Raw genomic sequence first — 23,874 nt, 5'->3', positions numbered from 1 at the left:
CGTCGTTCAGGCTGCCGGATGCGTGCTCAGTCGTCGTCGCGGAACCATTCGTCGGGGATGGTGGCGGCGATCTTTTCGCCTTCGGGTGTGGCTCGTCCCCAGAATCCGAGTCGTTCTTCCGGTTCGGGGTGTGTTGCCAGTTCTTGTAGTCGGGCGATGTGGGTGTCGGGGCCGCCTGGCCAGGGGTGGAAGCCTGGTCCTGCGTCGCCGCCGACGTGTCCGATGTCTATCAGGCCGAGTCGCACCAGGTTCTGATACGCCTCGTTGGTGCGTGTTGCTGCCTCATCGGCGCTGAAGTCCGACTCGAATCCGGAGGACACTGGAGGGCCGAACACCCAGTCGTCGTTGCTCCAGTACAGGATGAACCGCTCGATCTCGGTAAAGTCCGACATGTGTGTTCGCACTTCCTGTGTCTCTCGCGTTTCGGCTGGGGTGCAACCGATTCGACGTGTGTGCCGTCGTCGGGGTTGCAGTGTGTTCAGTCGTCGTCGCCGAACCACTCGTCGGGGATGATGGCGGCGATCTTTTCGCCTTCGGGCGTGGCTCGTCCCCAGAACCCGACTCGTTCTTCCGGTTCCGGGTGTCGCGCCAGCTCCTGCAGTCGGGCGATCTGGGTGTCAGGTCCGCCTGACCAGGGGTGGAAGCCTGGCCCCGCGTCGCCGCCGACGTGTCCGATGTCCATCAGGCCGAGTCGCACCAGGTTCTGATAGGCCTCGTTGGTGCGCGTTGCCGCGTCCTCATCTCCGAGAGCGAGCTTGAACGTCCTGTAGGGGTTGAACCCGAACACCCAGTCGTCATTGCTGTCGTACAGGATGAACCGCTCGATTTCGGTGAAGTCTGCCATGCGTAGCTCCCGTTCTCTTGTGTCCGTACGTCACTTGACGTGAATCTTCCGGGTTGCTTCGCCCTCGGCTTGCTGTATGTCGATGGTTCTGCCTCCACTTTCGCTGTCAGGCCGTATGCCGATGAGCGTTCCGTCGGGGAGTACCCAACCGTCTCCCTTGTATGTCGGCGCAAAGGAACCCGGGACGGCGTGTTCGACGAGGTCGTCGAGCACACGGGCGAGTTCCTCCTTCGTCTCGACGGTCCGGATACCACCGTTGTCTCCTCGGGGGAGTGATCGAAGGTACTCCTGGACGTCGTCCCAGCCCTTGACGTTCTCGGGTGGCGGGGGGAGTGGCCGGGGGTTGTCGGCGAAGAATCGCTCCATCAGCTCTCGCAGCCGATCGAACGCGATTCCGGCTGCGCGGGCGGCGTCCTCGAGCATCCGCTGAAACTCGGCCGGGTGGGTTGCCGCCCAGGCGACGCCGGCCACCGCCAACACCGTGGCGAACAGGGCAAACGCACCCATCACGGCCCCAGCGCCACCGAACAGGCCGCCGATCACCGCCGGGAACCCGATGGTGATCGCGCCCCCTTCGTCCTCGGCCGCTTCAGGCTCGGGTGCAGTGGTCGGCGTCGAGGGTGCACCGTAACCACTGCCGCCGCCGGCATAACCGCCGCCACCACTGTTGCCAGAGCCGCTCCCACTCTCGGCGGACGGGTCGGGCTGCCAGACAGGCTGCTCGACCACAGGCGGCGGCGCGACCGGCTGCTCGACGGGCGGGGGCGGCGGGGGTGCGACCGTGACCGTGGTCGGATCGAGGATCGCCCCGACATTCGTCACCGGCAACTGCGCCTGCGGGTCGGGGACGAGGTCGGTGCCTGTCCCGACGTCCCCGATGTATCCGCCGCGGACACCGATACCGTCGCCGTTGTCGACACCGGTCGGTGCGGGGCCCATCGTGGGCGCCGGTGGTGTCGTCGTTTCGGTCGGGACTCTTCCGGGGTCGACGCACACATAGGGCACCGGATTCGGTGGTGGCGGACCGGGACTGCCCGGATTGGCCGCGCGCCAGCTCGCCTCGTACGCCGAATTCCATTGCACAGTTTCTCGTTGGCAACGTTCCGAGGGTGTCTCGGCCGACGCATTCGGCATGGCAAGGGCAATGGTTGCGACTGCGAGTAGTCCGAGGATGCATGCCGAGGCAAGAGCCACCTTCTGTCGAATCCGTTTCACTGTGTACCGGCCCCTCGCTGCCCGGAACCTGACCGGAATGATTTGATCCGATCACAGCGCGCCCCAGGCGGCAAATATTCAGCTACCTTTGTTCAGATTCGGCGGTCGATCTGTACGGGTTCGGCTCTGACGTCACCGCTCGCACGGAGAGGCGCCTGGTGGTGGAGGCATAGAGAAGAGGGTGCCCTCGGCAGGATTCGAACCTGCGACACCGGCTTTAGGAGAGCCGTGCTCTATCCCCTGAGCTACGAGGGCGTGCGCGGAAGCGAAGTACGAGACCCCTGCATGCGCCAGGAGAGTGTATCGGCAACCCCGTCCACCACGCACACCATGGTCGCGTGCCGGGTGCACGGTTGCGTCGCCGAGGTCGACTAGGGTCGCGACATGGCACTGACGGCTCGCGGCCTGACGCGCACGTTCGGCCGGCACACTGCTGTCGCACACGCGGACGTGACATTGACGCCGGGCACCATCACCGGCCTGGTCGGCCCCAACGGCGCGGGCAAGACCACCCTGCTCCTCATGCTCGCCGGACTGCTGGCCCCCGACTCCGGCTCCCTCCGGCTCGACGATCAGGAGGTGGATTCGACGCAGCTACGTGCGGTGATCGGGTGGATGCCGGACGTGTTCGGTACCTGGGACAGTCTGACGGCGACCGAGATCCTGACCACGTTCGGGCGCTTGCACGGGCAGGCGGCGAGTGCGGCGCGTCTGCGCGCCGCCGAGCTCCTCGACCTGGTCCACCTCTCCGCGTTCGCCGACCGCCCCGCACACGAACTGTCCCGGGGACAGAAGCAGCGGTTGGGCTTCGCGCGCACGCTGGTGAACCGGCCCCGAGTTCTGCTGCTCGACGAACCCGCTTCCGGCATGGACCCCCGCTCCCGCATGGAGCTGCGCGACCAGCTGAGGGCGATGGCGGATGCGGGATGTGCGGTCCTGATCTCCTCGCACATCCTCACCGAACTCTCGGAGATGGTCGACGACGTGGTGATCATGACGGCCGGGCGTACCCGGGACTCCGACCGCCCGACCGGACACCGGTGGCGGGTGCGGGAAGCCGGTCAGCCGGCCACCTCCGCGCGGATGATGAGCTTCGCCGACGAAGAGGCCGCCGCTCGCCATCTGGGCGAACTCGTCGCCGCCGGCGCCAACGTCGCCGAGTTCTGTCGGGTCGACACCGAACTCGAAGACGCCTATCTCGCGTTGGACGCGGAGAGGACCTGATCCGTGACCAGTACCGTGCGCGAGCCCGTCACCGAACCGGCGAATTCACGCGGACACCGGATCCGCCGGTGGTGGTCGGTCGTCGGCGTCCTCGTGGGACTCGAACTCCGACAGCGTCTGCGCACCACCCGGTGGAAGATCACACTGGGTATCGCCTTCGTGGTGATCTCCCTGATCGTCTTCGGGTCCATGTATGTCGCGATGATTGCGGGCAGCGCCGACTATCGCGACTGGTCGCAGAACCTGTATGCGATCGTGATGGCGGCCGAGTTGTTCCTCGGCATCGTCCTGGCGCCCACCCTGACCGCTACCGCCATCAACGGCGATCGTAAGGACGCCACCCTCGCGGTGGTGCAGGCAACCCCGATCAGCAACTGGCAGTTGGCGATCGGGAAGCTGGTCGGCAACTGGGTCTGCTGCCTCGCGCTGATCGTCGTCGCGTCGCCGTACCTCGTCTGGGGGATCGTCGCCGCGCCCTACGGAATCGGCTCCGGCGTACTCGGCGTGGTGGTCCTCTGCCTGCTGTTCGCGTGCTACTGCGGCATCGGACTGGGCTTCTCGTCCCTCACCGCCCGGCCGGCCGGGTCCGCGGTTCTCACCCAGGCGACCGTGTTCTTCCTGATCCTCGGGCTGCCGGCCCTGTTCGGGATGCTGTACTCGACCACCGCACAGGATCATCGGGTGGTCGGAGCGCAGTACACCTCGCGTGCCGTCACCTCCGAGACATGGCCCGAGGGTGTGCCCGAATGCCGGGATGTCGAGAGGACCGTGACCTTCCACCACACCGAGCGGATCTGGTGGCTGCTCGCGCCCAACCCGTTCCTCATCCTTCCCGACGTGGTCGCGGGGCAGGACAATCCCGACCGCTACGGCTGGTACATCGGGCAGCGGCCGCCGTCCCCGACGGTGGCGTCGTCGGTCGCCAGGGTGCTGTCCGACGCGCGAACGGGGCCGTACGTCGCCGTCCCGAGCTGTGACGAATCGACCGGCTACTACGGCACGGGCGACACCACCCGGCGCCAGACGTTCTACTCGGCGAAGGAGGCCCACGGGGCCGCGCGGATCGGCGACAGCTGGTATCTCGGCCTGCTGGCCAACGTCGTCTTCGGCGCCGTCGGCGTGACCGTTGCCGCCCGGCGGCTGCGAGTGCCTGCCGGCAAGCTGCCGAAGGGCGTGCGGATCGCCTGACCGGTTGCCGGTGCGGCCGCGCCGCCGGGTCGAGCACGCCCGGGTAGGCCCCTGTGCTGCGGGACAGCGCGGAAGCGATTGCGGTGATGAACGACACAGAATGTGGCACCGGGGCGACCACACCGATGACGGCGATCGTCGCGTCCTGCACAATGGCGCGAGTGACTGCCACCGACCTGGACGCCCCTCGTATCGACGCCGCGTGCACCGACGCCACGGCCGGCGACGCGACGGAATCCGAGATCATCGGCCGTATCCATCGCCTGCCGCTGCGGTACGAGGTGTCCCGCGAGAAGATCCGTGAGTTCGCGACTGCGGTGCTCGACGCCCATCCGGCGCACCGGGACGAGGCCGCCGCGGCCGGTCTCGGCCACGCCGCGCTGGTCGCGTCGCCGACGTTCCTTGCGGTGCTCGCCGGCCACACTCAGCAGTACCTGTTCGACAACGTGCTGGTCGGTTTCGACCTGAGCCAGGTGATGCAGGCGGACCAGCGGTTCAGCTTCGCCCGGCCGGTCGTTGCCGGCGACGTGCTGAGCACCGACGTCGCCGTCGAATCGGTGCGGCGCATGGCGGGAAGTTCCATGTTCACCATCCGCAACGACTTTCGTGACGAGGCCGAGAGGCTCGTCGCGCGGTCCTGGACGACACTCGTCGGCCGGGACGGCGTGGAGGTGGATCCGGCGATCGCCGAATTCGTCCGCGGAGTGATGCGGGTCGAGGTCTGACCGACTCGGGCGATTCCTCCGAATCGATAACTCGGTCATAACGGGCAGCCGTCCGGGACGCTGCCCGGCTGATCGTTCCTGCGGCGTAACGTGTCCGGGGCTCCCGCCCGGCGGGGGCTCTGACCAGCCGCTCGGAGAAGGACCACGATGACCGACGCCCGCTCGGCCGCACAGGCCGGCACCTCCGGATCGGGCGAGGGCCACGACTCCCCGCACCTGTCCCGCAAACTCTCGAATCGGCACATCCAGCTGATCGCCATCGGCGGCGCCATCGGTACCGGGCTGTTCATGGGATCGGGAAAGACGATCTCGCTCGCCGGGCCGTCGGTGATCTTCGTCTACATGACCATCGGTTTCATGCTCTTCTTCGTCATGCGAGCGATGGGGGAGTTGCTGCTGTCGAACCTGCACTACAAGTCGTTCTCCGACTTCGCGGCCGACCTGCTCGGCCCGTGGGCGGGATTCTTCACCGGCTGGACGTACTGGTTCTGCTGGATCGTCACCGGCATCGCCGACGTGATCGCGATCTCCGGATACGTCCGGTACTGGTGGCCGGACCTGCAACTGTGGATCCCCGCGATCGCGGCGATCCTCACGCTGCTGGTGCTCAACCTGCCCACCGTGAAGGCGTTCGGCGAGACCGAGTTCTGGTTCGCGCTCATCAAGATCATCGCGATCGCCAGCCTCATCGTCGTCGGGCTGGTCATGGTGTTCTCGTCGTTCGAGGCGCCGGGCGGCGCGCAGGCAGGGTTCGACAACCTGTGGAACGACGGCGGGATGTTCCCCACCGGCGTGATGGGATTCGTCGCCGGTTTCCAGATCGCGATCTTCGCGTTCGTCGGAATCGAACTGGTGGGGACCACCGCAGCGGAGGCGAAGGACCCGGAGAAGAACCTGCCGCACGCGATCAACGCCATCCCGGTCCGCATCCTCCTCTTCTACGTCGTCGCGTTGACCGTGATCATGGCGGTGACACCGTGGCGGGAGATCAGCCCGGACCGCAGCCCGTTCGTGGCGATGTTCGCGCTCGCCGGGCTCGGGATCGCCGCATCGGTGATCAACTTCGTCGTACTCACCTCGGCGGCATCCTCCGCGAACTCGGGGATCTACTCGACGTCCCGGATGATCTACGGCCTCGCCCAAGAGGGGGATGCGCCCGCACGTCTGGGTCGGTTGAGTTCCCGCCGTGTCCCGGTCAACGCCCTGCTGTTCTCCTGTGCGTTCCTGCTCCCGTCGCTGATCCTGCTGTTCTCCGGGGAGTCGGTGATCGAGGCGTTCACCCTCGTGACCACCATCTCGTCGCTGCTGTTCATGTTCGTGTGGACGATGATCCTCGCCAGCTACCTGGTCTACCGCCGGCGTCGTCCGCACCTGCACGAGACATCGAGGTTCCCGATGCCCGGCGGCGTGGTGATGTGCTGGGTGGTGCTCACGTTCTTCGGGTTCGTGATCTGGGCGCTGACGCAGCAGGAGGACACCCTCCGTGCCCTGATCGTTACCCCTGTCTGGTTTGTCGGACTCGCCGTCGCGTGGGCGCTGATTCGCAACCGACCAGCGCACAAGGCTCGCTACCAGGCGTTTCGACAGGCACTCGAGGACGCCGAAAAGTCATAGATCGGTAACGGTGGCGCGGACCTATATCGTTTTGTTACATTCGTCCGCGGACAGAGGAGCTCGCCCGACATCGGGAGTGCACCACACGCCCGACGACTGACGAGGTAACTGACTGTGGGTTCGCATCACCGGAACACCGATTCGCAGGTTCTTTTCGAGATCGATCCGGCCGCTCCCCGCGGCCGCCACCGCTGCGAGCCGTCGGGTCCCGGTGCCGGAGTCAAGGCCGCGACGGTCGCCGCCGCCACCGGAGCCCTCGTCGTCGGTGCCGCTCAGCTCGGTGCCGGCACCGCCGCGGCGCACCCGGGTCACAGCCACGAGGCGGAGATCGCTCCCGAGGCCGCTCCGGCGCCCGCGCTGCCCTTCGAGCTCCCCACCGACCTCATCCCCGCCGACCTGATTCCCGAGGGGCTGATCCCCGCCGGCTTCCAGGTTCCCGATCTCGGCCCCGCACAGCAGTTCGGTGGGCAGGTCCAGCAGTGGGTCGACTCGGTCAACCCGATCAAGCCCACCACCGTCCAGCCCGTCTCCGGGACGCTGACCTCCAACTTCGGCTCTCGCTGGGGCGCTCACCACGGCGGCATCGACATCGCGGCCCCGATCGGCACCCCGGTGTTCGCCGCGGCCGACGGCCAGGTCGTCGACGCCGGTCCGGCCTCCGGCTTCGGGCAGTGGGTCCGGGTCCTGCACGACGACGGCACGGTCACCGTCTACGGACACATCGACACCTACCAGGTGAACGTCGGTCAGCGCGTGAGCGCGGGCGAGCAGATCGCCACCGTCGGCAATCGTGGCCAGTCCACCGGTCCGCACCTGCACTTCGAGGTGCACGACACGGCCGGCAACAAGGTCGACCCGAACCGCTGGCTGCGCGACAACGGCGCAACCGTCACCTGGTCCGACTCCGCGGTTCAGGCCTGATCCCGCCCGAGCCGGGCGCTACTCGGGCTCGAGATCCTCGTCGTTGCGAAACACGAGGGTGCCGGTGTCGAGGGCGACACCCCATCGGCGCATGACGGCCCAGTCACGCCCGTATTCGGAATCGTCGACGTCGTCGCCGACGACGAACTCCTCCACGATCTGGCCGGCTTCGAGCGGCCACTTCTTCGGATCGAGCTCGGGATCGACCGAGTAGGGCGTCTTCACTCGGCTCCCCAGCGTGAATGTCGGCGCCGCGGCCTTCTCCTTCGCGGCCTTCTCTTTCGCGGACATCGCGGGTCCTTCCACTCGGGGCGGCCTCCGACTCCGAGATTAATCGGGTGACCGGGTTCGTGCCCGGGATACCGATATGCTCGCGACAGGCCCGACCGAGTCCGCTTCGGGCGCGGCACGGGACAACCACGGCGGTGGGAGTGTGGTGTGGGCGACAAGGTGACCGCGCGGGAGTTCACCAGGGCCGATCGACGCGAGTTCCGCCGCAAGGTCCAGCGGTGTTCCGACGCGCTCGAGCGGATGCTGAGCGAGGGCCGGTTCGTCGACGACGTCGAACCGTTCGAGCCGCTCCTGGGCATGGAGATCGAGCTGAATCTGGTGCGCGCCGACATGAGCCCGGCGATGGTCAACGTCTCCGCGCTCGCGGCGATCGACGACGATTCGGTCTTCCAGCCCGAACTCGGCCAGTTCAACGTCGAGATGAACGTGCGGCCGGGACCGCTGGCCGGGGAGGCGACCTTCGAACTCGAACGTGGCCTGCGCGCGTCGCTACACCTCGCCGACGCCCGGATCAGGGAGCAGGACGCGGCACTGGTGATGATCGGGATGCTCCCGACTCTCGAACTCGAGCATCTCGACTACGGCCGGATCACGGCGAACCCCCGCTACGAGCTGCTCAACCAGCAGATTTTCGCCGCCCGCGGTGAGGACATCGAACTGGACGTGGAAGGGGTCGCACTGCCCGGCCGGGACGCCGACGTGCTCCGCGCCGACACCGATTCGGTGGCCCCGGAAGCGGCGTGCACTTCCTTGCAGCTGCATCTGCGCGTGGCACCGGACGAGTTTGCCGCGCATTGGAATACGGCCCAGTGTCTCGCCGGCGTGCAGGTGGCGACGGCGGCGAACTCGCCGTTCCTCGCCGGACGGGCGCTCTGGCACGAATCGCGGGTGCCGATCTTCGAGCAGGCGACCGACACCCGCCCGCCCGAGCTGCGCAATCAGGGTGTTCGACCCCGGGTCTGGTTCGGCGAACGCTGGATCGACTCCGCCCTCGACCTGTTCGAGGAGAACGCCCGGTACTTCCCGGCACTGCTGCCCGAACTGGACGAGGAGGATCCGCTGGAGCGGCTCGAGTCGGGGGAGACCCCGGCCCTGTCCGAGCTGCAGATGCACAACGGCACCATCTACCGATGGAACCGCCCGGTGTACGACCACGTGGACGGGGACCCGCACCTGCGAATCGAGAACCGGGTACTGCCTGCCGGGCCGACGGTGCTCGACATGATGGCGAACGCGGCCCTCTACTACGGGGTGATCCGGTCGCTCGTCGACTCGGGGGCCGCGCTGTGGGAACGGATGCCGTTCGAGGACGCCCGGCACAATCTGGCGGCCGGGGCGCGATACGGAATGGAGGCGCAGGTTCGCTGGCCGGGCCTGGGGCTCGTTCCCGTCGACGAACTCGTCCTCCGGCATCTGCTCCCGCTCGCCGACGCGGGCCTCGCCGACTTCGGGCTGTCCGCCAAGGCCCGGGACCGCTATCTCGACGTGATCGAGGGCCGGTGCCGCACCCGGCAGACGGGCGCAGCCTGGCAACGCGACCAGGTGGTCCGCCGAGAGGCCGCCGGAGAGAACCGACGTTCCGCGCTGGTCGGCATGCTCGGCGACTACGTCGGTCACATGCGCGAGGGGGACCCGGTCCACACCTGGGTGTGACCGACCGGGTGGTGGCCCGCCGCGGGTGGCACGGGGAGATAGAGGCGAAAGTCCCGGTGCGGCAGGGACGCCGACCAGGGCGGTGATGTCCACGGACTCCCGACACCGCGCCCGACGCGGCGCTAGGGTGAGGAGCATGAGCACACCCGAACGCAATGCAGTGGTCGTCGGTGCCGACGGGTCCGAGACCGCCAAGTCCGCCGTGACCTTCGCGGCCGAGATGGCCTCGCGTCGCGGGGCGACCCTCGAGATCGTCCATGCGCTCGACTTCGCACCGTACGGATTCGGCGGTCCCTACATGGACGCCGGCGGAGTCTACGAATGGGTGGAGGAGGGCGGCAGAGCGATCCTCGCCGACGTCGAGAAGCTCGCGAAACAGGTCGCGCCGGATCTCGAGATCCGTACCGAACTGGCCATCGGAAGCAGCTCGCAGTGGCTCGTCGACCTCTCCGAGAAGGTGCGCTACGTCGTCGTCGGCGCGTCCGGTGCCGGGGCCGCCGCCACCGCACTGCTGCTGGGCAACACCGCCGTCAGCGTCACCACGCATGCCAAGTGCCCGGTGGTGGTCGTGCGTGGCGAGACCCGTGACTCCGGACCCGTGGTCGTCGGCGTGGACGGCAGCGCCACCAGCAAGGCCGCCATCAGGACCGCCTTCGAGGAAGCCTCGTTCCGCGGTGCGCCACTGGTCGCCGTGCACGTGTGGAGTGATCTGGGGCCCGGCATCCTCGAGGACCCGCGCGCCGCCGCGTTGTTGCCGAAGAGCATCGAGGAAGAGGAGCACGCCGTGCTCGCGGAATCGCTCGCCGGCTGGCAGGAGGAGTTCCCGGACGTCACCGTGGAGCGCAAGGTGTACGTGGACAACCCGCGGGCCCGGCTCGTCGAATGGTCCAAGCAGGCCCAGCTCCTGGTCGTCGGGAGCCGGGGCCGGGGCGGTTTCCGCGGCATGCTGCTCGGCTCCACGAGCAACAACCTCATCGGTAAGTCCGAGTGCCCCGTGATGGTCGTCCGCCCGACCGACGACTGACCGGCCGCGACGGGTGGGCCTACTCGAGGTGAAGGCGATTACGTAGTGTTCGTGCGTACAGGAGAACGCCAGGATTGGGGTACAACGTGCGCATAGGCATGGGCTTGAACTACAGCGGTGGATTCGCGGAGACGGTCGAGGAGGTGGCGGACCTCGAACGTGCTGGCCTGGACATCGCCTTCGTCCCCGAGGCCTACTCGTTCGATGCAGTCAGCCAGCTCGGCTACCTCGCCGCCAAGACGTCGACGATCCAGTTGGCGTCGGGGATCTTCCAGATCTACACGCGCACGCCCAGCCTCACCGCGATGACCGCGGCGGGTCTGGACTTCGTCTCCGACGGCCGGTTCGTGATGGGTATCGGCGCGTCCGGCCCGCAGGTCATCGAGGGCTTCCACGGCGTCAAGTACGACGCCCCGTTGGGACGTACCCGCGAGGTCGTGGAGATCTGCCGGCAGGTGTGGCGCCGGGAGAAGGTCGTCCACGACGGCAAGTACTACCAGATCCCGCTGCCGGCCGAGAAGGGTACCGGGCTGGGCAAGCCGCTCAAGCTCATCAACCATCCTGTGCGCGAACGTATCCCGATCATCATCGCCTCGCTGGGTCCCAAGAACGTGGCTCTGACGGCGGAGATCGCCGAGGGCTGGGAGCCGATCTTCTACTACCCCGAGAAGGCCGCCGACGTGTGGGGCGAGCCCCTCGCGGCGGGCAAGGCCAAGCGCGACCCCGAGCTGGGTGAACTGGACGTCTACGCCTCGCCCGTGCTCGCGATCGGCGACGACGTCGACCACATGCTGGACTGGGTCCGGCCCAACATCGCGCTCTACGTCGGTGGGATGGGTGCCAAGGGCAAGAACTTCTACAACGACCTCGCCGTGCGCTACGGGTACGCGAAGGAGGCCGAGACCATCCAGGACCTGTACCTCGCGGGCAAGAAGGAGGAGGCCGCGGCCGCCGTGCCCGACGAGTTGGTGCGCGCCGTGTCGCTCATCGGCCCGGAGAGTTACGTCGCCGAACGCGTCGCCGCGTTCGCCGAATCCGGCGTCACCGCACTGAATGTCACACCGCTGGCCGCGGATCGTGCCGGCCGGGTGGCCCTCATCGAGAAGCTCCGCACGATCTGCGGCTGACCGCCGCAGGCTGCGCGGCACACACCGCTCGGCACGAGAAGACCGACAGCAGGAGGAAGGGACGAGCATGACCGCATCGAAACCGATCGTCGTCGCCGTCGACGGATCGGAGTCCTCGTCGACCGCCGTCGTGTGGGCCGCCCACGCCGCGGCCGCATGGGGGTTGCCGCTGAAGATCGTGACGGTCGTGCACGTCCCCGCCTTCTACTACTCCGAGCCGTACCTGGCCGACAGCTTCCGACAGGAACTCGAGGCCACCGCGAAGGCTCGTCTGGCCAGCGCCGCGGTGCTGGCACAGCAGTCGGTGGACCGTCCGATCGAGGTCGTCACCGAGCGTCACGAGGGCAAGGTGTCGCGGGCCCTGATCGAACTCTCCGAGCAGTCGCACTTCGTCGCGGTCGGGCCCCGCGGACACGGCGAGTTCACCGGCCTGCTGGTCGGTTCGGTGACGTCCTCGCTCGCATCGCACTCCGCATGCCCGGTCGCGGTCGTCCGGGGCCGCACCCTCGACGGGGCACCGCCCACGGAGGGGCCGATCGTCGTCGGCGTGGACGGGTCCGAGCACAGCACGGCCGCGGTGGAGGTGGCGTTCGCGCAGGCCGCCGCCGTCGGTGCCCCGCTCGTCGCCGTGAACGTGTGGAGCGACGTCAGCGTCCAACCCTCGCTGGGTGCGACACCGGAGGACCCGCTGTGGAGCAGCATCCAGAGCGGGGAGGAGGCCGTGCTGGCCGAGTCGCTCGCCGGTTTCCAGGACAGGTACCCCGACGTCGTGGTGGAGAAGGTGGTGGCGAGGGATCGTCCGGTGCGCGTGCTCAGCGACTACGCCGAACGTGCCCAGCTGATCGTCGTCGGTAGTCGCGGCCGGGGCGGATTCAAGGGAATGCTGCTCGGCTCGACCAGCAATGCCCTGTTGCACACCGCCGACTGCCCCGTTCTCATCGTGCGGGGAGCCTGAGTGGCATTCCGCTCTCCCGTCCCGGACTACCTGGACGAGATCGTCGAATCGCTCGCCGACGACACGAACGGCGCGGTCGCGGACTACATACCCGAGCTGGCGCAGGCCGATCCGGATCGCTTTGCGGTGGCGCTCACCACCGTCGACGGCCGGACGTATTCGGCGGGTGACGACGACGTCGAATTCTCCATCCAGTCCATCTCGAAGCCGTTCGCCTACGCGGCGGCACTGACCGATCTCGGCCTCGACCGCGTCCTCGACAAGGTCGGAGTGGAGCCCTCCGGGGAGGCGTTCAACGAGCTGTCCCTCGAAGGTGAGTCGCATCGTCCGATGAACCCGATGATCAATGCCGGGGCGATCACCACGCATCATCTGGTCGGTGGCCCCGACTGCGATCCGGACGAGCGGGTGCAGCGCGTCGTGCGCGTGTTCTCGGCGCTGGCCGGGCGGGAACTGCGGATCGACGACGCGGTGTGCCGGTCCGAACTCGAGACGGCCGACCGAAATCTGGCCCTCGCCCACATGCTGAGGAGCCACGGCATCCTCGCGGGCGACGCGGCGCAGGTCGTCCGCGGCTACACCGAGCAGTGCTCGATCCTGGTCACGGTGCGTGATCTGGCGGTCATGGGTGCCACGCTCGCGAAAGGGGGAGTGCAGCCGGTGACCGGCGACGCCGTCGTCGAGCCGTGGGTGGCCCGGCAGGTACTCGGCGTGATGACGGCCTGCGGTATGTACAACGGCGCGGGTGAGTGGCTCACCGCGGTGGGCATTCCGGCCAAGAGCGGTGTGGCAGGTGGGATCCTCGGTGCACTTCCGGCTCAGGTCGGAATCGGCGTCTTCTCGCCCCGGCTGGACCGCAACGGAAACAGTGTGCGAGGACTGCGCACGTGCCGGCGACTGTCCGCCGACATGGGCCTGCACCTGATGGAAGCCGAGGCACTCGGAGCGGGTGCCCTGCGCTCGGTGCATCCCGGTACCCTCCCGGATGTCGGCGAGGTACTCGTCTACGAGTTGCAGGGAATCATCCAGTTCCGCGGTGCCGAAACCGTTCTGCGCGAGCTCGAGGGCGCGTCGGAGAGTGGGCAGCCGGTGGTCTTCGACCTCGCCAGGGTGCCGGGGCTCAACGATGTCGGCCGCCGCATGATTCTCGAGGCGATGCGCCGCCTCCTGCTCGCCGATCGGCGGGTGTTCCTCGTGGACCCGGACGGGGTACTTCCCGACCCGGATGTCGGCGACGGGCGGCGTCCGGAGATTGTCCCCTCCGCCTCCTCGACCGACAGGAGCCATTAGTGAGTGAGAACGCAGACCGTCCGGACTTCACCGGGCTGAAGGCGATGTACATCAACTGCACGCTGAAGCGGTCTCCGGAACCGAGCAACACGCAGGCGCTGATCGACCGGAGTATCGCGGTGATGGAGCGCAACGGGGTCTCGGTGGACTCGATTCGCGCGGTCGACTACGACATCGCGACCGGTGTCCGTCCGGACATGACCGAGTACGGGTGGGATCGCGACGACTGGCCGGCCCTTCTCGAGCGCGTCCTGGCCGCCGACATCCTGGTGCTCGGGGGCCCGATCTGGCTGGGCGACAACAGTTCTGTCATGCGCCGTGTGATCGAGCGCCTGTACGGATACTCCGGAGTGCTCAACGACAAGGGACAGTACGCGTACTACGGGCGCGTCGGCGGCGCTCTCTTCACCGGCAACGAGGACGGCGTCAAGCACTGTGCGATGAGCACCCTGTACAGCCTCCAGCACATCGGGTACTCGATTCCACCGCAGGCGGACGCCGGATGGATCGGCGAGGCCGGACCCGGACCGTCGTACCTGGACGAGGGCTCCGGCGGGCCGGAGAACGACTTCGTGAACCGGAACACGACTTTCCTCACCTACAACCTGCTGCATCTCGCGTCCATCCTGCGCGCCTCGGGCGGATTCCCCGCATACGGAAACCAGCGGTCCGAGTGGGACGCCGGCTGTCACTTCGGTTACGAGAACCCCGAATACCGGTGAACGGTGCGGGCTCCGGTGGGGTCCGGGACCGCGTAGGTGTCCGGGGATGTGCCGATAACTCGATTACGCACGTGGAGCGGCACTCTCGGCGGTAGCCTCTTCGCTCAGGCGGCTGGCGCCTGACCAGGGAGGAACTACATGTCGACACTGATCTCGATGCTGGCACGGACCACGGCGGCTCTTCTCGCCACGGGGGCGCTCGTGGCGGCAGGTGTGCAGAGCGCCGCGGCGGCACCGACCGAGGTGCAGCCCGTTGCCTCGTCGGGAGTATCGTTGAGCGCCACCATCAACGGTTCGAACATCGACTACGCCGTCACGAACGTGCCCAACCGCCTGCTCCTGCTTCCCGGCGAGTGCACCACGGTCATCGTCGACGCCGTCGCGGGTGCTGCCGTGGCCGGCCCCGCGATCATCGACACCCTCAGTGCCGGGAGTCCGGACGTGCTGCGGCTGATCGAGGATCTCATCGCCGCCGATGCGGTTCCCGCGCTGCCGCAGGTGGTCATCGCGTCCGGTGGAACGGTCACCGGATCGTTCACCAACATCCCGAGTGGCGTCTACGCGCTGGTGACCAACTGCACCATCGATCCCCTCGTCGGCTTCGATCCGGAGCGATTCGACTTCGCGGGCGTCCTCGTCCTCGGCGGCGGGCAGGGCTCGTCTACCGGTTCCCTCGGCGGGGTCTTCGGCTCCTGATCCCTCCCCACCCTCTGATCCATCCCCACCAGGGTGAAGGTGGCCTTCGACCGATCTGTCGAGGCGAAGGGCACCTTCACCCAGGGGAGTGCGGGCGGGGGAGTGAAGGTGGGGGTCAGGGGAGGCTGGTGGGTCCGTCTCGGCGGATCCGCTGCCAGGCATCGGCGGGATGGACGCCCTGACGCAGGGCGTCGGACTCGATCATCAGGCCCAGCAGCATGGACGTGAGATAGGCGGAGTCGTCGGCGCGATGGGTGCGGCACCGGGCCTGGATCCACCGCGTGGAGTCCTCCCGGCGCGCTGCCTCCGCCATGTCCAGCACGCACCGGAACAACTCCCCGGAGTACCGGTCGTCGGTGTCCGCGGGGGTGCCCTCCGCGCGGCTCACCTCGTCGGTCGTCACGACGAGGCCCGCTCGGCTCGGCGCGCCTCCCGTGCCAGGGCGCGGTCACGGGACTCCTCGAACTTCTTCGCCTTGACGCCGAGGTCGTCCAGGAAGGTGGCGATCTCCTCCCGGTACTTCTCGCCGGTCGGGCCGAAATCATTGCGCTCGAACAGCTTCCATTTGCGCAGGACGGGATTGACGACGTCCTCGATGTGCTGGCGCAGATCGTAGATCCCGCCCTTGGCGATGAGGACGGCGTTCCGGCGGAAGTTGTCCATTCCCGCGCCGGGCATCTGGAAGTTGGTGAGAACCTTGTGGATCGAGGCGATGGCCTGGTCCGGTGCGACGTCCAGGGCAGCCTGCACGATATTCCGATAGAACATCATGTGCAGGTTCTCGTCGGCCGCGACTCGGGCGAGCATGCGATCGGCGATCGGATCCCCACAGGCCTTCCCGGTATTGCGGTGCGACACCCGGGTCGCCAGCTCCTGGAACGTCACGTACGACACCGAATCGAGCATGCTCGACGGCCCGGGGTCGAAACCCTGTGTCATGTGGGCCATCCGGGCGTTCTCGAGCGCCACCGGGTCGACACCTCGCGTCACGACCAGATAGTCCCGCATCACGATCGAGTGCTTGGCCTCCTCGGCCGTCCACCGGCCCACCCACGTCCCCCAGGCGCCGTCCCGGGAGAAGTGCTCGGCGATCTCGCGGTGGTACGACGGCAGATTGTCCTCGGTGAGCAGATTCGTCACCATCGCGGCCTTCGCGGTGTCGGACAGCTGGGACTGTTCCGGGTCCCAGTCGACCCCGCCGAGCATCTCGAAATTCCGTCCGTCGTCCCACGGGACGTAGTCGTGGGGGTGCCACTCCTTGGCGGTCGCCAGATGCCGGTCGACCTCCTGCTCGGCCACTCCCTCGAGTTCGTACAGCAGTTCCCGGTCGGTGAGTCCACCGTTCACAATGACGCTCCGTTTCCTGTTCCTCGGTATCCGATGCGCATCAACAGTTGTGGCTCGCCGGCCAGTCCGAGCCTGCGGGCGAGCCGGTGAGCCGCGTCGTCGACGCGCAGTGGGTGGGTGAGCACCGAGGCACACAGCCGGGCGTCCACGGCGGTGAGCCAGGCTCGCTCGACGGCCATGCCGGTGCGGACCAGATCCTGCGCGGTGTCCGAACGTGCGCTGAAGACGAGGACGGTCTCGCTCTCGATCGCCGCGGCCAGCATGTCCGGGTCCGGGATGCCGCGGGTGATCACCGAGTGCGTGGGGTCGATCGTCTCGTATCCGCCCCGCGGGCTCCAATGGGACGTCCAGGGAAAGACCTCACGCTGGCGCTGCCGGTCGTGCCGGACGAGTTGCGCAGAGTAGGTGAGTGTTTCGGCGAGTGCGGCGGACTCGTCACCGCCGACGACACGGATGAACACTCCGTCCGCGGCCCCGCCGTCGCCGGCTCCGCGGTGGGCGGCCGCGACGATGTCGGAGACCGTGTCCTCGGGAACTTCGATGCCGGCGAAGGACTCGCGGTGGCTTCTGCGACGGGAGATCGCCGAGAACTGCCGCAGATCGGTGTTCGCCGGTGCCGCGGAGCCGACGGCCTCGACGACGGCCAGAAGTTCGGGATCGGCGGGGTCCGGCAACAGGTCGGTGCGGGTGCGCCGCCCCAACACCCGGATGCCCACCTCGAGATTGGTGATCGCGGCGCCGCACGAAATGAGCAGGTCCGCCCGCGGAGAGCATTCCACCGACGTCCGTTCGCGCACCTCGACCCGGTCGCCGTCCAGGCGCACGTCCCACGGCTGGCTGTCGTAGATCGAGGGTGCCGCGGCGACGACGCCGGCGATGACGTCGGTGTCGCTGTACGTCCAGCCGACGGTCATGGCCCCTCCAGGTGCTCGCGGTGTGGATGGCGGCATGGAGATCGGAGATCGGTGCCACCGTGCGATTCAGCCTCCCGCGGCCCGCCGCGTGGCAGGAGGGGCCGAAGGTCCCTGATCAGGGAGAGAAGGTCCCTCGCGCCGTGGTCCGGATTGCCGGTACGGTTCGATCAACGGAACCGATGGAGGTGACGACGAATGGGCACGCGTGTGTTCTTGGTGGACGATCACGAGATCGTGCGGCGCGGGCTCGCCGACCTGCTGGGCAGTGCCCCCGACTTCGAGGTCGTGGGGGAGGCCGCCTCGGTGGGTGAGGCGCTCGTCCGGGTGCCGCAGGAGCAGGTCGACGTGGCCGTCCTCGACGTGCGTCTCCCCGACGGCAACGGGGTGGAGCTGTGTCGTGACCTGCGCGCGGCGTGCCCGGAGTTGCGCTGTCTCATGCTCACCTCGTACTCCGACGACGAGGCGCTGTTGAACGCGATCATGGCAGGAGCGTCCGGGTTCGTCCTCAAGCAGATCCTCGGCACCGACCTGATCTCCGCCGTGCGCACCGTCGGCGAGGGCGGATCCTTGCTGGACAGCAGGACCACCGCGGCGTTGATGAACCGTATCCGCTCGGAGCGGACGACCGACCCCCTCGCGGAACTGTCCGACCAGGAGCGGGCCGTGTTCGATCTGATCGGTGAGGGTATGACGAACCGGGAGATCGCCGAGCGACTGTTCCTCGCGGAGAAGACGATCAAGAACTACGTGTCCCGGCTGCTGGCGAAGCTCGGGATGCAGCGCCGCACCCAGGCCGCCGTGCTCGCCGCGGATCTGCGCAACCAGCGGCACTGACGCCCGCCGCCGGCCGGTGTCAGTGCAGGGGCACCGTCCACGTCACCGTGGTGCCCCCGGCCGGCCCCGCGGTCACGGCGCAGACCCCGCCGCAGTGTTCGGCGCGACGGTGCATGTTGTCGAGGCCGCTGCGCCTGCCGGGTTCGGTGATTCCGATACCGTCATCGGAGATCGCCATGGTGAAGTTCTCGTCCGCGGTGACCGCGACGTCGATGGTGCGGGCCCGGGCATGCCGCAGCGCGTTGCTCAGTGCCTCCCGCAGCACCGCCTCCGCGTGCGCGTGCACACGGGCCGGGACGAGGGTGTCGATGGCCCCGGTGAACCGCACGTCGGGCACCACCGGCGACTGGGCGGTGAGATCCCCGATGGCATCGAGCAGGCGGCGACGCAGACTGGTGGCGGAGGCGGCCCCGGTGGTCTGCAGGTCGAAGATGGTCGTGCGGATCTCCCGCACCGTGCGGTCGAGCTGCTCCACCGCGTCGGTGACGGTCGAGTGCACCCGGTCCGGCACGCCGTCCACCGCCAACGTGCTCTGCAGGCTCATCCCGGTAGCGAACAATCGCTGAATCACGTTGTCGTGCAGATCCCGAGCGATCCGGTCACGGTCGGCGAGGACGGACAGCAACCGCTGCCTGGCCTGCTGGTCGGCGAACTCGACGGCGACCGCCGCCAGGTCCGCGGCAGAACCGAGCCGCGCCACCTCCTCCGGATCCCAGGCGTCGGCGCGGTCCGCTGTCACCACCATTGCGCCGGTGACGCCGGACGTGGTCGCGAGCGGGAAGATGCCGATCCTGCCGTGGGGTCCCGGCAGCCCCGGAACGTGCTCCACCGCCGCGTCGAGCAACGGCTGCCGGGTGCGCTTGAGATCGTCGAACGGTGTCTGTGACCACGAGAACCGCAGCGGCTCGGTGAGAGGTACCCGCGCCGCGTGCGCCCGCACCGCGACGACGTCGTCGGTGTCCGACACCGCGATGTACACGTCGTCGACGACGGACAGCGCACTGACCTGGTCGGTGAGCGTCCGGAGGGTCTCGTCGAGCGAACCGCCGGCCAGTAGTCGTGAGGTGATCGCGGCGGTGGCGGCGAGCCATCGCTCACGGGTGCGTGATTCCTCGAACAGCGCGGCGTTCTCGATCGACACACCGGCCGCGGTCGCCAGGGCCTGGAGGATCACCTCGTCTTCCTCGGTGAAGGTGCCGCCCCCGCGCTTCTCGGTGAGATAGATACTGCCGAAGACTTTCCCCCGCAGCATGATCGGGACGCCGAGGAAACTCCGCATCGGAGGGTGGTTCGGTGGGAAGCCCACGGACGCGGGATGGTCGGCGAGGTTCTCGAGCCGTACCGTCTGCGGGTGGTCGATGAGCAGGCCCAGTACGCCCCGGCCCTCCGGGAGGTGGTCCATGAGCGCGCGGTCCTCGGGGGTGATGCCCTCGTACACGAACTCGGACAGGCCTCCGGCCGATGCCCGCACCCCGAGCGCGCCGTACCGACAGTTCAACAGGGACGTGGCGGACTGCACGATTCGCTGGAGTGTGGAATCGAGCTCGAGTCCGGAGCCGACGAGCAGGACGGCCGCGAGCAGTCGCCGCATGCTCTCCCTGGTGGCCACCAGTTCCAGCAGGTCTTCACGCGTACCGCCGAGCGCATCCCGAGGGTCCTCGGACGGTGACTGAACCATAGCTGCAGCATAGGCGGCGGTACCCGGCGGTGAAAATCGGTAACGACCTCGTCGGCGGCCTCGATAGATCGCAGGACAAGCTACCGTGCACACCCTGCACACCTGCTGCCCAAGGGAGAGAAGAAGAATGAACCGACGGATCCTCGGCCGCCTCGCTGCCGGCCTGACCGCCGCCGTGGCTGCGACGATGCTGTTCTCCGGTGCCGCCGCTGCCGAGCCGGTCACGCCCGAGCTGGACGCCGACGCCGCCATCACCAAGCTCCTCGAGGCTGCCGAGGGCGATGCCGAGGCCACCGCGGCCGTCGAGCGCCTCGCCCTGTCGCCGAAGGACACCGCGGCTGTCGACATCGCGCTGCCCGGCCAGATCTTCCAGGTCCCCGCCTACTCCGACACCGGGCAGGGCGGACCGGTTCTCGGGCAGCTCTACGGCGCCGGAATCGCCACCAACGTCAACGACGAGTTCCGGTTCGGCTTCTTCGGTGGTCCCGGCACCATCGCGAACGAGCAGCCCGAGGGTGTGGGCCTGCACGTGGTCTACTACAGCCTGGCCACCGGCGCCAGCGGCATCGTGCCGCTGAACGAGAACGGCAAGGTCGTCCCGACGGTCCTCTCCTCGGCTCCGGTCGAGGGCCTCGGCGACGGACTCGTGGTGGCCGCCGTCTACGGAAACCTGCTGCACGCCAACGGACCGCACGACCCGATCCTCAGCACCGTCTGGTGGCCGAGCCTGGGCGCCGTGCTCTCCTGATCCCGGTCGACAGACGAGGGGCGGGCCCGGCGACAGCCGGGCCCGCCCCTCGTGTCGGTGGGTGTCTCACATGGCGACGGTGAGCAGGAACGCCACGTCCTCGAGTGCCTCGACGCCGTGCCGCGCGGGCGGGACGAACAGGATGTCGCCGGTCGATCCCTTCCAGGAATCCTCGCCGGCGATCAACAGGAGTTTTCCGCTGAGGATGTACAGGGTGGCCTCGCCGGGGCTGTCGTGCTCGGCCATCTTCTTGCCGGCCGAGAGCGCCACCACCGTCTGCCGCAGACTGCGCTGGTGACCGCCGTACACGGTCTGGGAACTGCGTCCACTCGACGACGTCGCCGCCAACTTGAGCTGTTGTCGGGCCAGAGCGGTCAGGGACATCTTCTCCATGGACGGATTATGGCCGAATCGGGCGTCGGGGACCCGCCGAATGCCCGAATCAGGCGCGCTCGTACCGGACGATCCGGTAGCGGGTCCCGCCCTCCGTGGATTCGAGCCAGCCGGTGTCCGTGACCGGTGACCAGCGTTCGTCCACCGGGGGTGCGAAGGTATCGCCGTCGACCTCGAGATCGATGTGGGTCACCACGAGGTGCGTGGCAAAAGGCATTGCTGTCGAATATATCTGGGCTCCACCCATGACGCAGACGTCGTCGTCGACGAGTGCGAGGGCGCTCTCCACCGAACTCGCCGTGTCGGCACCGGGGATCGGTTCGGGGCTCGACGTCACGACGATGTTCCGACGGCCGGGCAGCGGACGGAACCGCGGCGGCAGCGACTCCCAGGTGCGTCGGCCCATCACCACCGGCAGCCCCCGGGTGGTCTCCTTGAAGTGGGCGACGTCCTCGGGAATCCGCCACGGAATCGTGTTGTCCTTGCCGATCACGCCGTCGCGGGCCTGCGCCCAGACCAGGCTGATCTGCCGCTGCGTCGTCACACCGCCACCGGCGCCTTGATCGCCGGGTGGTGGCGGTAGTCGAGGATCTCCACGTCTTCGAAGGTGTGGTCGAAGATCGAGTCCCGCGGCGCGAGCTTCAGTGTCGGGTACGGGTACGGCTCCCGGGTGAGCTGCTCGCGCACCTGGTCCACGTGGTTGTCGTAGATGTGGCAGTCGCCGCCCGTCCAGACGAAGTCACCGACCTCGAGCCCGGCCTGCTCCGCCACCATGTGGGTGAGCAGCGCATAGCTGGCGATGTTGAACGGGACTCCGAGGAACAGGTCCGCGCTGCGCTGGTACAGCTGGCAGGAGAGCTTGCCGTCCGCGGCGTAGAACTGGAAGAACGCGTGGCACGGGGCGAGGGCCATCTGCGGGATGTCCGCGACGTTCCATGCCGAGACGATCATCCGGCGCGAATCCGGGTCGGACTTCAGCGTCTCGATCACCTGGGTGATCTGGTCGACGTGCTCACCGGACGGCGTGGGCCAACTGCGCCACTGGACGCCGTACACGGGGCCGAGCTCCCCGGCGGCGTCCGCCCACTCGTCCCAGATCGTGACGCCGTGATCCCGCAGCCATGTGACGTTGGAGTCGCCGCGCAGGAACCACAGCAACTCGTACACGATCGACTTCAGGTGCACCTTCTTCGTGGTGACCAGCGGGAACCCTTCGGACAGGTCGAACCGCATCTGGTGGCCGAAGAGACTGCGGGTGCCCGTTCCGGTGCGATCGGACTTCGGGGTGCCCGTCTCGAGCACGAGGCGCAGCAGGTCTTCGTACGGAGTGTGGAGAGTCGGCACGGCACCAGTCTAGGTGCACGACGTCATCGGGTCGGGGAGCCCGCCGACCGGGACTCCTCCGCTCGGCTTTCCGGAGCGGGAGCCCCGCTGTTCGGCCTCGCGCTGATCGAGGTCTCGCTTATCGGCCTCGCGGAGCAGAGGTCCGCGAGGAAGTCCACGAACACGCGGTTGACCTCGCCGGGATTCTCCATGGCGATCATGTGGCCGCCGGTGGCGACGGTGCGGACCGCACGCACGTCCGCATGGTGTTCGCGCAGGCTCTCGGTCGGGCTCTCCCCGTGCCAGTGGGCCAGATCGACGTCCGCTTCGGAGCCGAGGAAGTAGAACGGCACGGTCGTTCGGGTCTGTGCACGTCGGCGCCGGTACTCCCAGTTGGCGTCGGCGGCGAGGTACCAGTTGACGCCGCCACGGAACCCGCTGCGGGAGTAGTCGCCGACATACGCCTCGAGTTCCCACTCGGTCAGCCACGGCCAGGGCAGCTCCGGCGGCGCGGGAAGCGCGCGGCGGTACGAGGTGCCCGGCGGGTGCGCCCAGACCTGGGTGAAGTCGGCTTTCTCGGACAGGATGTGGAAGATCTTGGCGAGGATCTCGCGGGGGTGTGCCTCGAGATCCGCCTGCGCGCCCGCGGGGTCGTCGAGGTAGTAGGACATGTGGTTGAAGTGCTCGCGTCCGCGTTCGCGCTCCACCTCGGACGGCAGCCGGTCGTACACCGCGTAGAAGGGGTTCTGCAGCCCGATCAGCCCGTGGACCCGCTCCGGATGTTCGAACGCCACGTCGTACGCGGCGAACAGCCCGAAGTCCAGGCCCGAGAACACCGCCCGCTCCTCGCCCAGGTGATCGAGCAGGCCACAGATGTCGGCGACGATGCGATCGGCCCGGTACTCCTCGACGTCGTCGGGCACCGTGGTCTGTCCCATTCCGCGCAGGTCCGGCGCGACCACCCGGTAGCCGGCCTCCGCGAGCGCACTGATCTGATGGCGCCAGCTGAACCAGGTGTGCGGGAATCCGTGGAGGAGAACGACGAGTGGCCCCTCGCCCTCCTCCACGTAATGCACGTCCAGGCCGTTGATCCGGGCGTAGTGGTGCGTCCAGTTCCGCATCGGTGTTCCTCTCGGGTGGGGGAGAGT

26 protein-coding genes and 1 tRNA gene are annotated in these 23,874 nt (G+C 68.1%); 14 read left to right on the top strand and 13 right to left on the bottom strand.

Features of this window, described 5'->3' with window-relative positions; genetic code table 11:
* Positions 1–26 precede the first annotated feature (26 nt).
* The 4 genes from G4H71_RS05665 to G4H71_RS05650 form a co-directional block, all read right to left on the bottom strand.
* Positions 27–404 (bottom strand): hypothetical protein, encoded by a 378-nt coding sequence (locus G4H71_RS05665; protein WP_185280466.1) that lies wholly within the window; start codon positions 402–404, stop codon positions 27–29.
* A gap of 74 nt (positions 405–478) precedes the next feature.
* Positions 479–844 carry a hypothetical protein gene (locus G4H71_RS05660; protein ID WP_072736014.1) on the bottom strand — a complete coding sequence of 122 codons (366 nt, stop codon included), beginning with the start codon at positions 842–844 and terminating at the stop codon, positions 479–481.
* A gap of 30 nt (positions 845–874) precedes the next feature.
* Complete coding sequence (locus tag G4H71_RS05655) at positions 875–1,783, bottom strand: hypothetical protein (RefSeq protein WP_072736013.1); 909 nt, start codon at positions 1,781–1,783, stop codon at positions 875–877.
* Positions 1,784–2,241: 458 nt separating this feature from the next.
* Positions 2,242–2,314: transfer RNA gene (locus tag G4H71_RS05650), tRNA-Arg, on the bottom strand.
* Positions 2,315–2,443: 129 nt separating this feature from the next.
* On the opposite strand from G4H71_RS05650, the gene G4H71_RS05645 reads away from it, so the two are divergent.
* The 5 genes from G4H71_RS05645 (at position 2,444) to G4H71_RS05625 (ending at position 7,731) form a co-directional block, all read left to right on the top strand.
* Positions 2,444–3,283 (top strand): ABC transporter ATP-binding protein, encoded by an 840-nt coding sequence (locus G4H71_RS05645; RefSeq protein WP_072736012.1) that lies wholly within the window; start codon positions 2,444–2,446, stop codon positions 3,281–3,283.
* Between the two features lie 3 nt (positions 3,284–3,286).
* Positions 3,287–4,471, top strand: coding sequence for an ABC transporter permease (locus tag G4H71_RS05640; protein ID WP_083342796.1), 1,185 nt, complete (start codon positions 3,287–3,289; stop codon positions 4,469–4,471).
* Positions 4,472–4,632: 161 nt separating this feature from the next.
* Positions 4,633–5,196, top strand: a complete 564-nt coding sequence (locus G4H71_RS05635) for an FAS1-like dehydratase domain-containing protein (protein ID WP_246442552.1) — start codon at positions 4,633–4,635, stop codon at positions 5,194–5,196.
* Between the two features lie 147 nt (positions 5,197–5,343).
* The gene (cycA, locus tag G4H71_RS05630) at positions 5,344–6,810 is read left to right on the top strand and encodes a D-serine/D-alanine/glycine transporter (RefSeq protein ID WP_072736011.1); all 1,467 of its coding nucleotides are present in this window, start codon (positions 5,344–5,346) and stop codon (positions 6,808–6,810) included.
* A gap of 114 nt (positions 6,811–6,924) precedes the next feature.
* Positions 6,925–7,731, top strand: a complete 807-nt coding sequence (locus G4H71_RS05625; RefSeq protein WP_072736010.1) for a M23 family metallopeptidase — start codon at positions 6,925–6,927, stop codon at positions 7,729–7,731.
* An 18-nt stretch (positions 7,732–7,749) separates the two neighbouring features.
* On the opposite strand, the gene G4H71_RS05620 is transcribed toward G4H71_RS05625, so the two are convergent.
* Positions 7,750–8,022 (bottom strand): hypothetical protein, encoded by a 273-nt coding sequence (locus tag G4H71_RS05620; RefSeq protein ID WP_072736009.1) that lies wholly within the window; start codon positions 8,020–8,022, stop codon positions 7,750–7,752.
* Between the two features lie 147 nt (positions 8,023–8,169).
* Here G4H71_RS05620 and G4H71_RS05615 point away from each other — a divergent pair, with 147 nt between their 5' ends.
* The 7 genes from G4H71_RS05615 (at position 8,170) to G4H71_RS05585 (ending at position 15,489) form a co-directional block, all read left to right on the top strand.
* Entirely contained in the window at positions 8,170–9,675 is a 1,506-nt protein-coding gene (locus tag G4H71_RS05615) for a glutamate-cysteine ligase family protein (RefSeq protein WP_072736008.1), read from the top strand.
* A 136-nt stretch (positions 9,676–9,811) separates the two neighbouring features.
* Positions 9,812–10,699, top strand: coding sequence for a universal stress protein (locus tag G4H71_RS05610; protein ID WP_072736007.1), 888 nt, complete (start codon positions 9,812–9,814; stop codon positions 10,697–10,699).
* An 86-nt stretch (positions 10,700–10,785) separates the two neighbouring features.
* Positions 10,786–11,826, top strand: coding sequence for an LLM class F420-dependent oxidoreductase (locus G4H71_RS05605; RefSeq protein WP_072736006.1), 1,041 nt, complete (start codon positions 10,786–10,788; stop codon positions 11,824–11,826).
* A 67-nt stretch (positions 11,827–11,893) separates the two neighbouring features.
* Positions 11,894–12,781 carry a universal stress protein gene (locus G4H71_RS05600; RefSeq protein ID WP_072736005.1) on the top strand — a complete coding sequence of 296 codons (888 nt, stop codon included), beginning with the start codon at positions 11,894–11,896 and terminating at the stop codon, positions 12,779–12,781.
* Positions 12,782–14,071: a glutaminase gene (locus G4H71_RS05595; RefSeq protein WP_072736004.1), complete on the top strand. Its 1,290-nt coding sequence runs from the start codon at positions 12,782–12,784 to the stop codon at positions 14,069–14,071.
* Positions 14,072–14,115: 44 nt separating this feature from the next.
* Positions 14,116–14,793, top strand: a complete 678-nt coding sequence (locus G4H71_RS05590; RefSeq protein ID WP_072736305.1) for a flavodoxin family protein — start codon at positions 14,116–14,118, stop codon at positions 14,791–14,793.
* Positions 14,794–14,931: 138 nt separating this feature from the next.
* Entirely contained in the window at positions 14,932–15,489 is a 558-nt protein-coding gene (locus G4H71_RS05585) for a hypothetical protein (protein WP_074700591.1), read from the top strand.
* A 115-nt stretch (positions 15,490–15,604) separates the two neighbouring features.
* Here the strand turns inward: G4H71_RS05585 and G4H71_RS05580 are convergent, their stop codons facing one another.
* From G4H71_RS05580 to G4H71_RS05570, 3 genes are read right to left on the bottom strand one after another with little or no spacing between them, the layout of a single operon-like run.
* Positions 15,605–15,892, bottom strand: a complete 288-nt coding sequence (locus tag G4H71_RS05580) for a hypothetical protein (RefSeq protein WP_246442554.1) — start codon at positions 15,890–15,892, stop codon at positions 15,605–15,607.
* Entirely contained in the window at positions 15,889–16,836 is a 948-nt protein-coding gene (locus G4H71_RS05575; RefSeq protein ID WP_072736002.1) for an acyl-ACP desaturase, read from the bottom strand. The genes G4H71_RS05580 and G4H71_RS05575 overlap by 4 nt, the downstream gene beginning before the upstream one ends.
* Positions 16,833–17,750, bottom strand: a complete 918-nt coding sequence (locus tag G4H71_RS05570) for a nitroreductase family protein (protein WP_072736001.1) — start codon at positions 17,748–17,750, stop codon at positions 16,833–16,835. The genes G4H71_RS05575 and G4H71_RS05570 overlap by 4 nt, the downstream gene beginning before the upstream one ends.
* A 195-nt stretch (positions 17,751–17,945) precedes the next feature.
* On the opposite strand from G4H71_RS05570, the gene G4H71_RS05565 reads away from it, so the two are divergent.
* Entirely contained in the window at positions 17,946–18,584 is a 639-nt protein-coding gene (locus tag G4H71_RS05565; protein WP_072736000.1) for a response regulator transcription factor, read from the top strand.
* A 19-nt stretch (positions 18,585–18,603) separates the two neighbouring features.
* On the opposite strand, the gene G4H71_RS05560 is transcribed toward G4H71_RS05565, so the two are convergent.
* A complete protein-coding gene (locus G4H71_RS05560; RefSeq protein WP_072735999.1) occupies positions 18,604–20,262 on the bottom strand; it encodes a sensor histidine kinase in 1,659 nt (552 codons plus the stop codon).
* 127 nt (positions 20,263–20,389) lie between these two features.
* On the opposite strand from G4H71_RS05560, the gene G4H71_RS05555 reads away from it, so the two are divergent.
* On the top strand, positions 20,390–21,010 hold the full coding sequence (locus tag G4H71_RS05555) for a Tat pathway signal protein (protein WP_072735998.1): 621 nt from the start codon (positions 20,390–20,392) through the stop codon (positions 21,008–21,010).
* 66 nt (positions 21,011–21,076) lie between these two features.
* Here G4H71_RS05555 and G4H71_RS05550 read toward each other — a convergent pair whose 3' ends face one another.
* From G4H71_RS05550 to G4H71_RS05535, 4 genes are read right to left on the bottom strand one after another with little or no spacing between them, the layout of a single operon-like run.
* Positions 21,077–21,403, bottom strand: coding sequence for a cupin domain-containing protein (locus G4H71_RS05550; protein ID WP_072735997.1), 327 nt, complete (start codon positions 21,401–21,403; stop codon positions 21,077–21,079).
* 49 nt (positions 21,404–21,452) lie between these two features.
* Positions 21,453–21,947, bottom strand: coding sequence for a dihydrofolate reductase (locus G4H71_RS05545; RefSeq protein WP_072735996.1), 495 nt, complete (start codon positions 21,945–21,947; stop codon positions 21,453–21,455).
* On the bottom strand, positions 21,944–22,747 hold the full coding sequence (locus G4H71_RS05540; RefSeq protein ID WP_072735995.1) for a thymidylate synthase: 804 nt from the start codon (positions 22,745–22,747) through the stop codon (positions 21,944–21,946). Before G4H71_RS05540 ends, G4H71_RS05545 begins: the two co-directional genes overlap by 4 nt.
* Positions 22,748–22,770: 23 nt before the next feature.
* Positions 22,771–23,847, bottom strand: coding sequence for an alpha/beta fold hydrolase (locus tag G4H71_RS05535; RefSeq protein ID WP_083342794.1), 1,077 nt, complete (start codon positions 23,845–23,847; stop codon positions 22,771–22,773).
* Between the last annotated feature and the right edge of the window lie 27 nt (positions 23,848–23,874).

The organism is Rhodococcus triatomae (assembly GCF_014217785.1).
Lineage (GTDB): Bacteria > Actinomycetota > Actinomycetes > Mycobacteriales > Mycobacteriaceae > Rhodococcus_F > Rhodococcus_F triatomae.
Note: the sequence above shows the minus strand (reverse complement) of the source record. Positions and strands in the feature narration are given on the sequence as shown.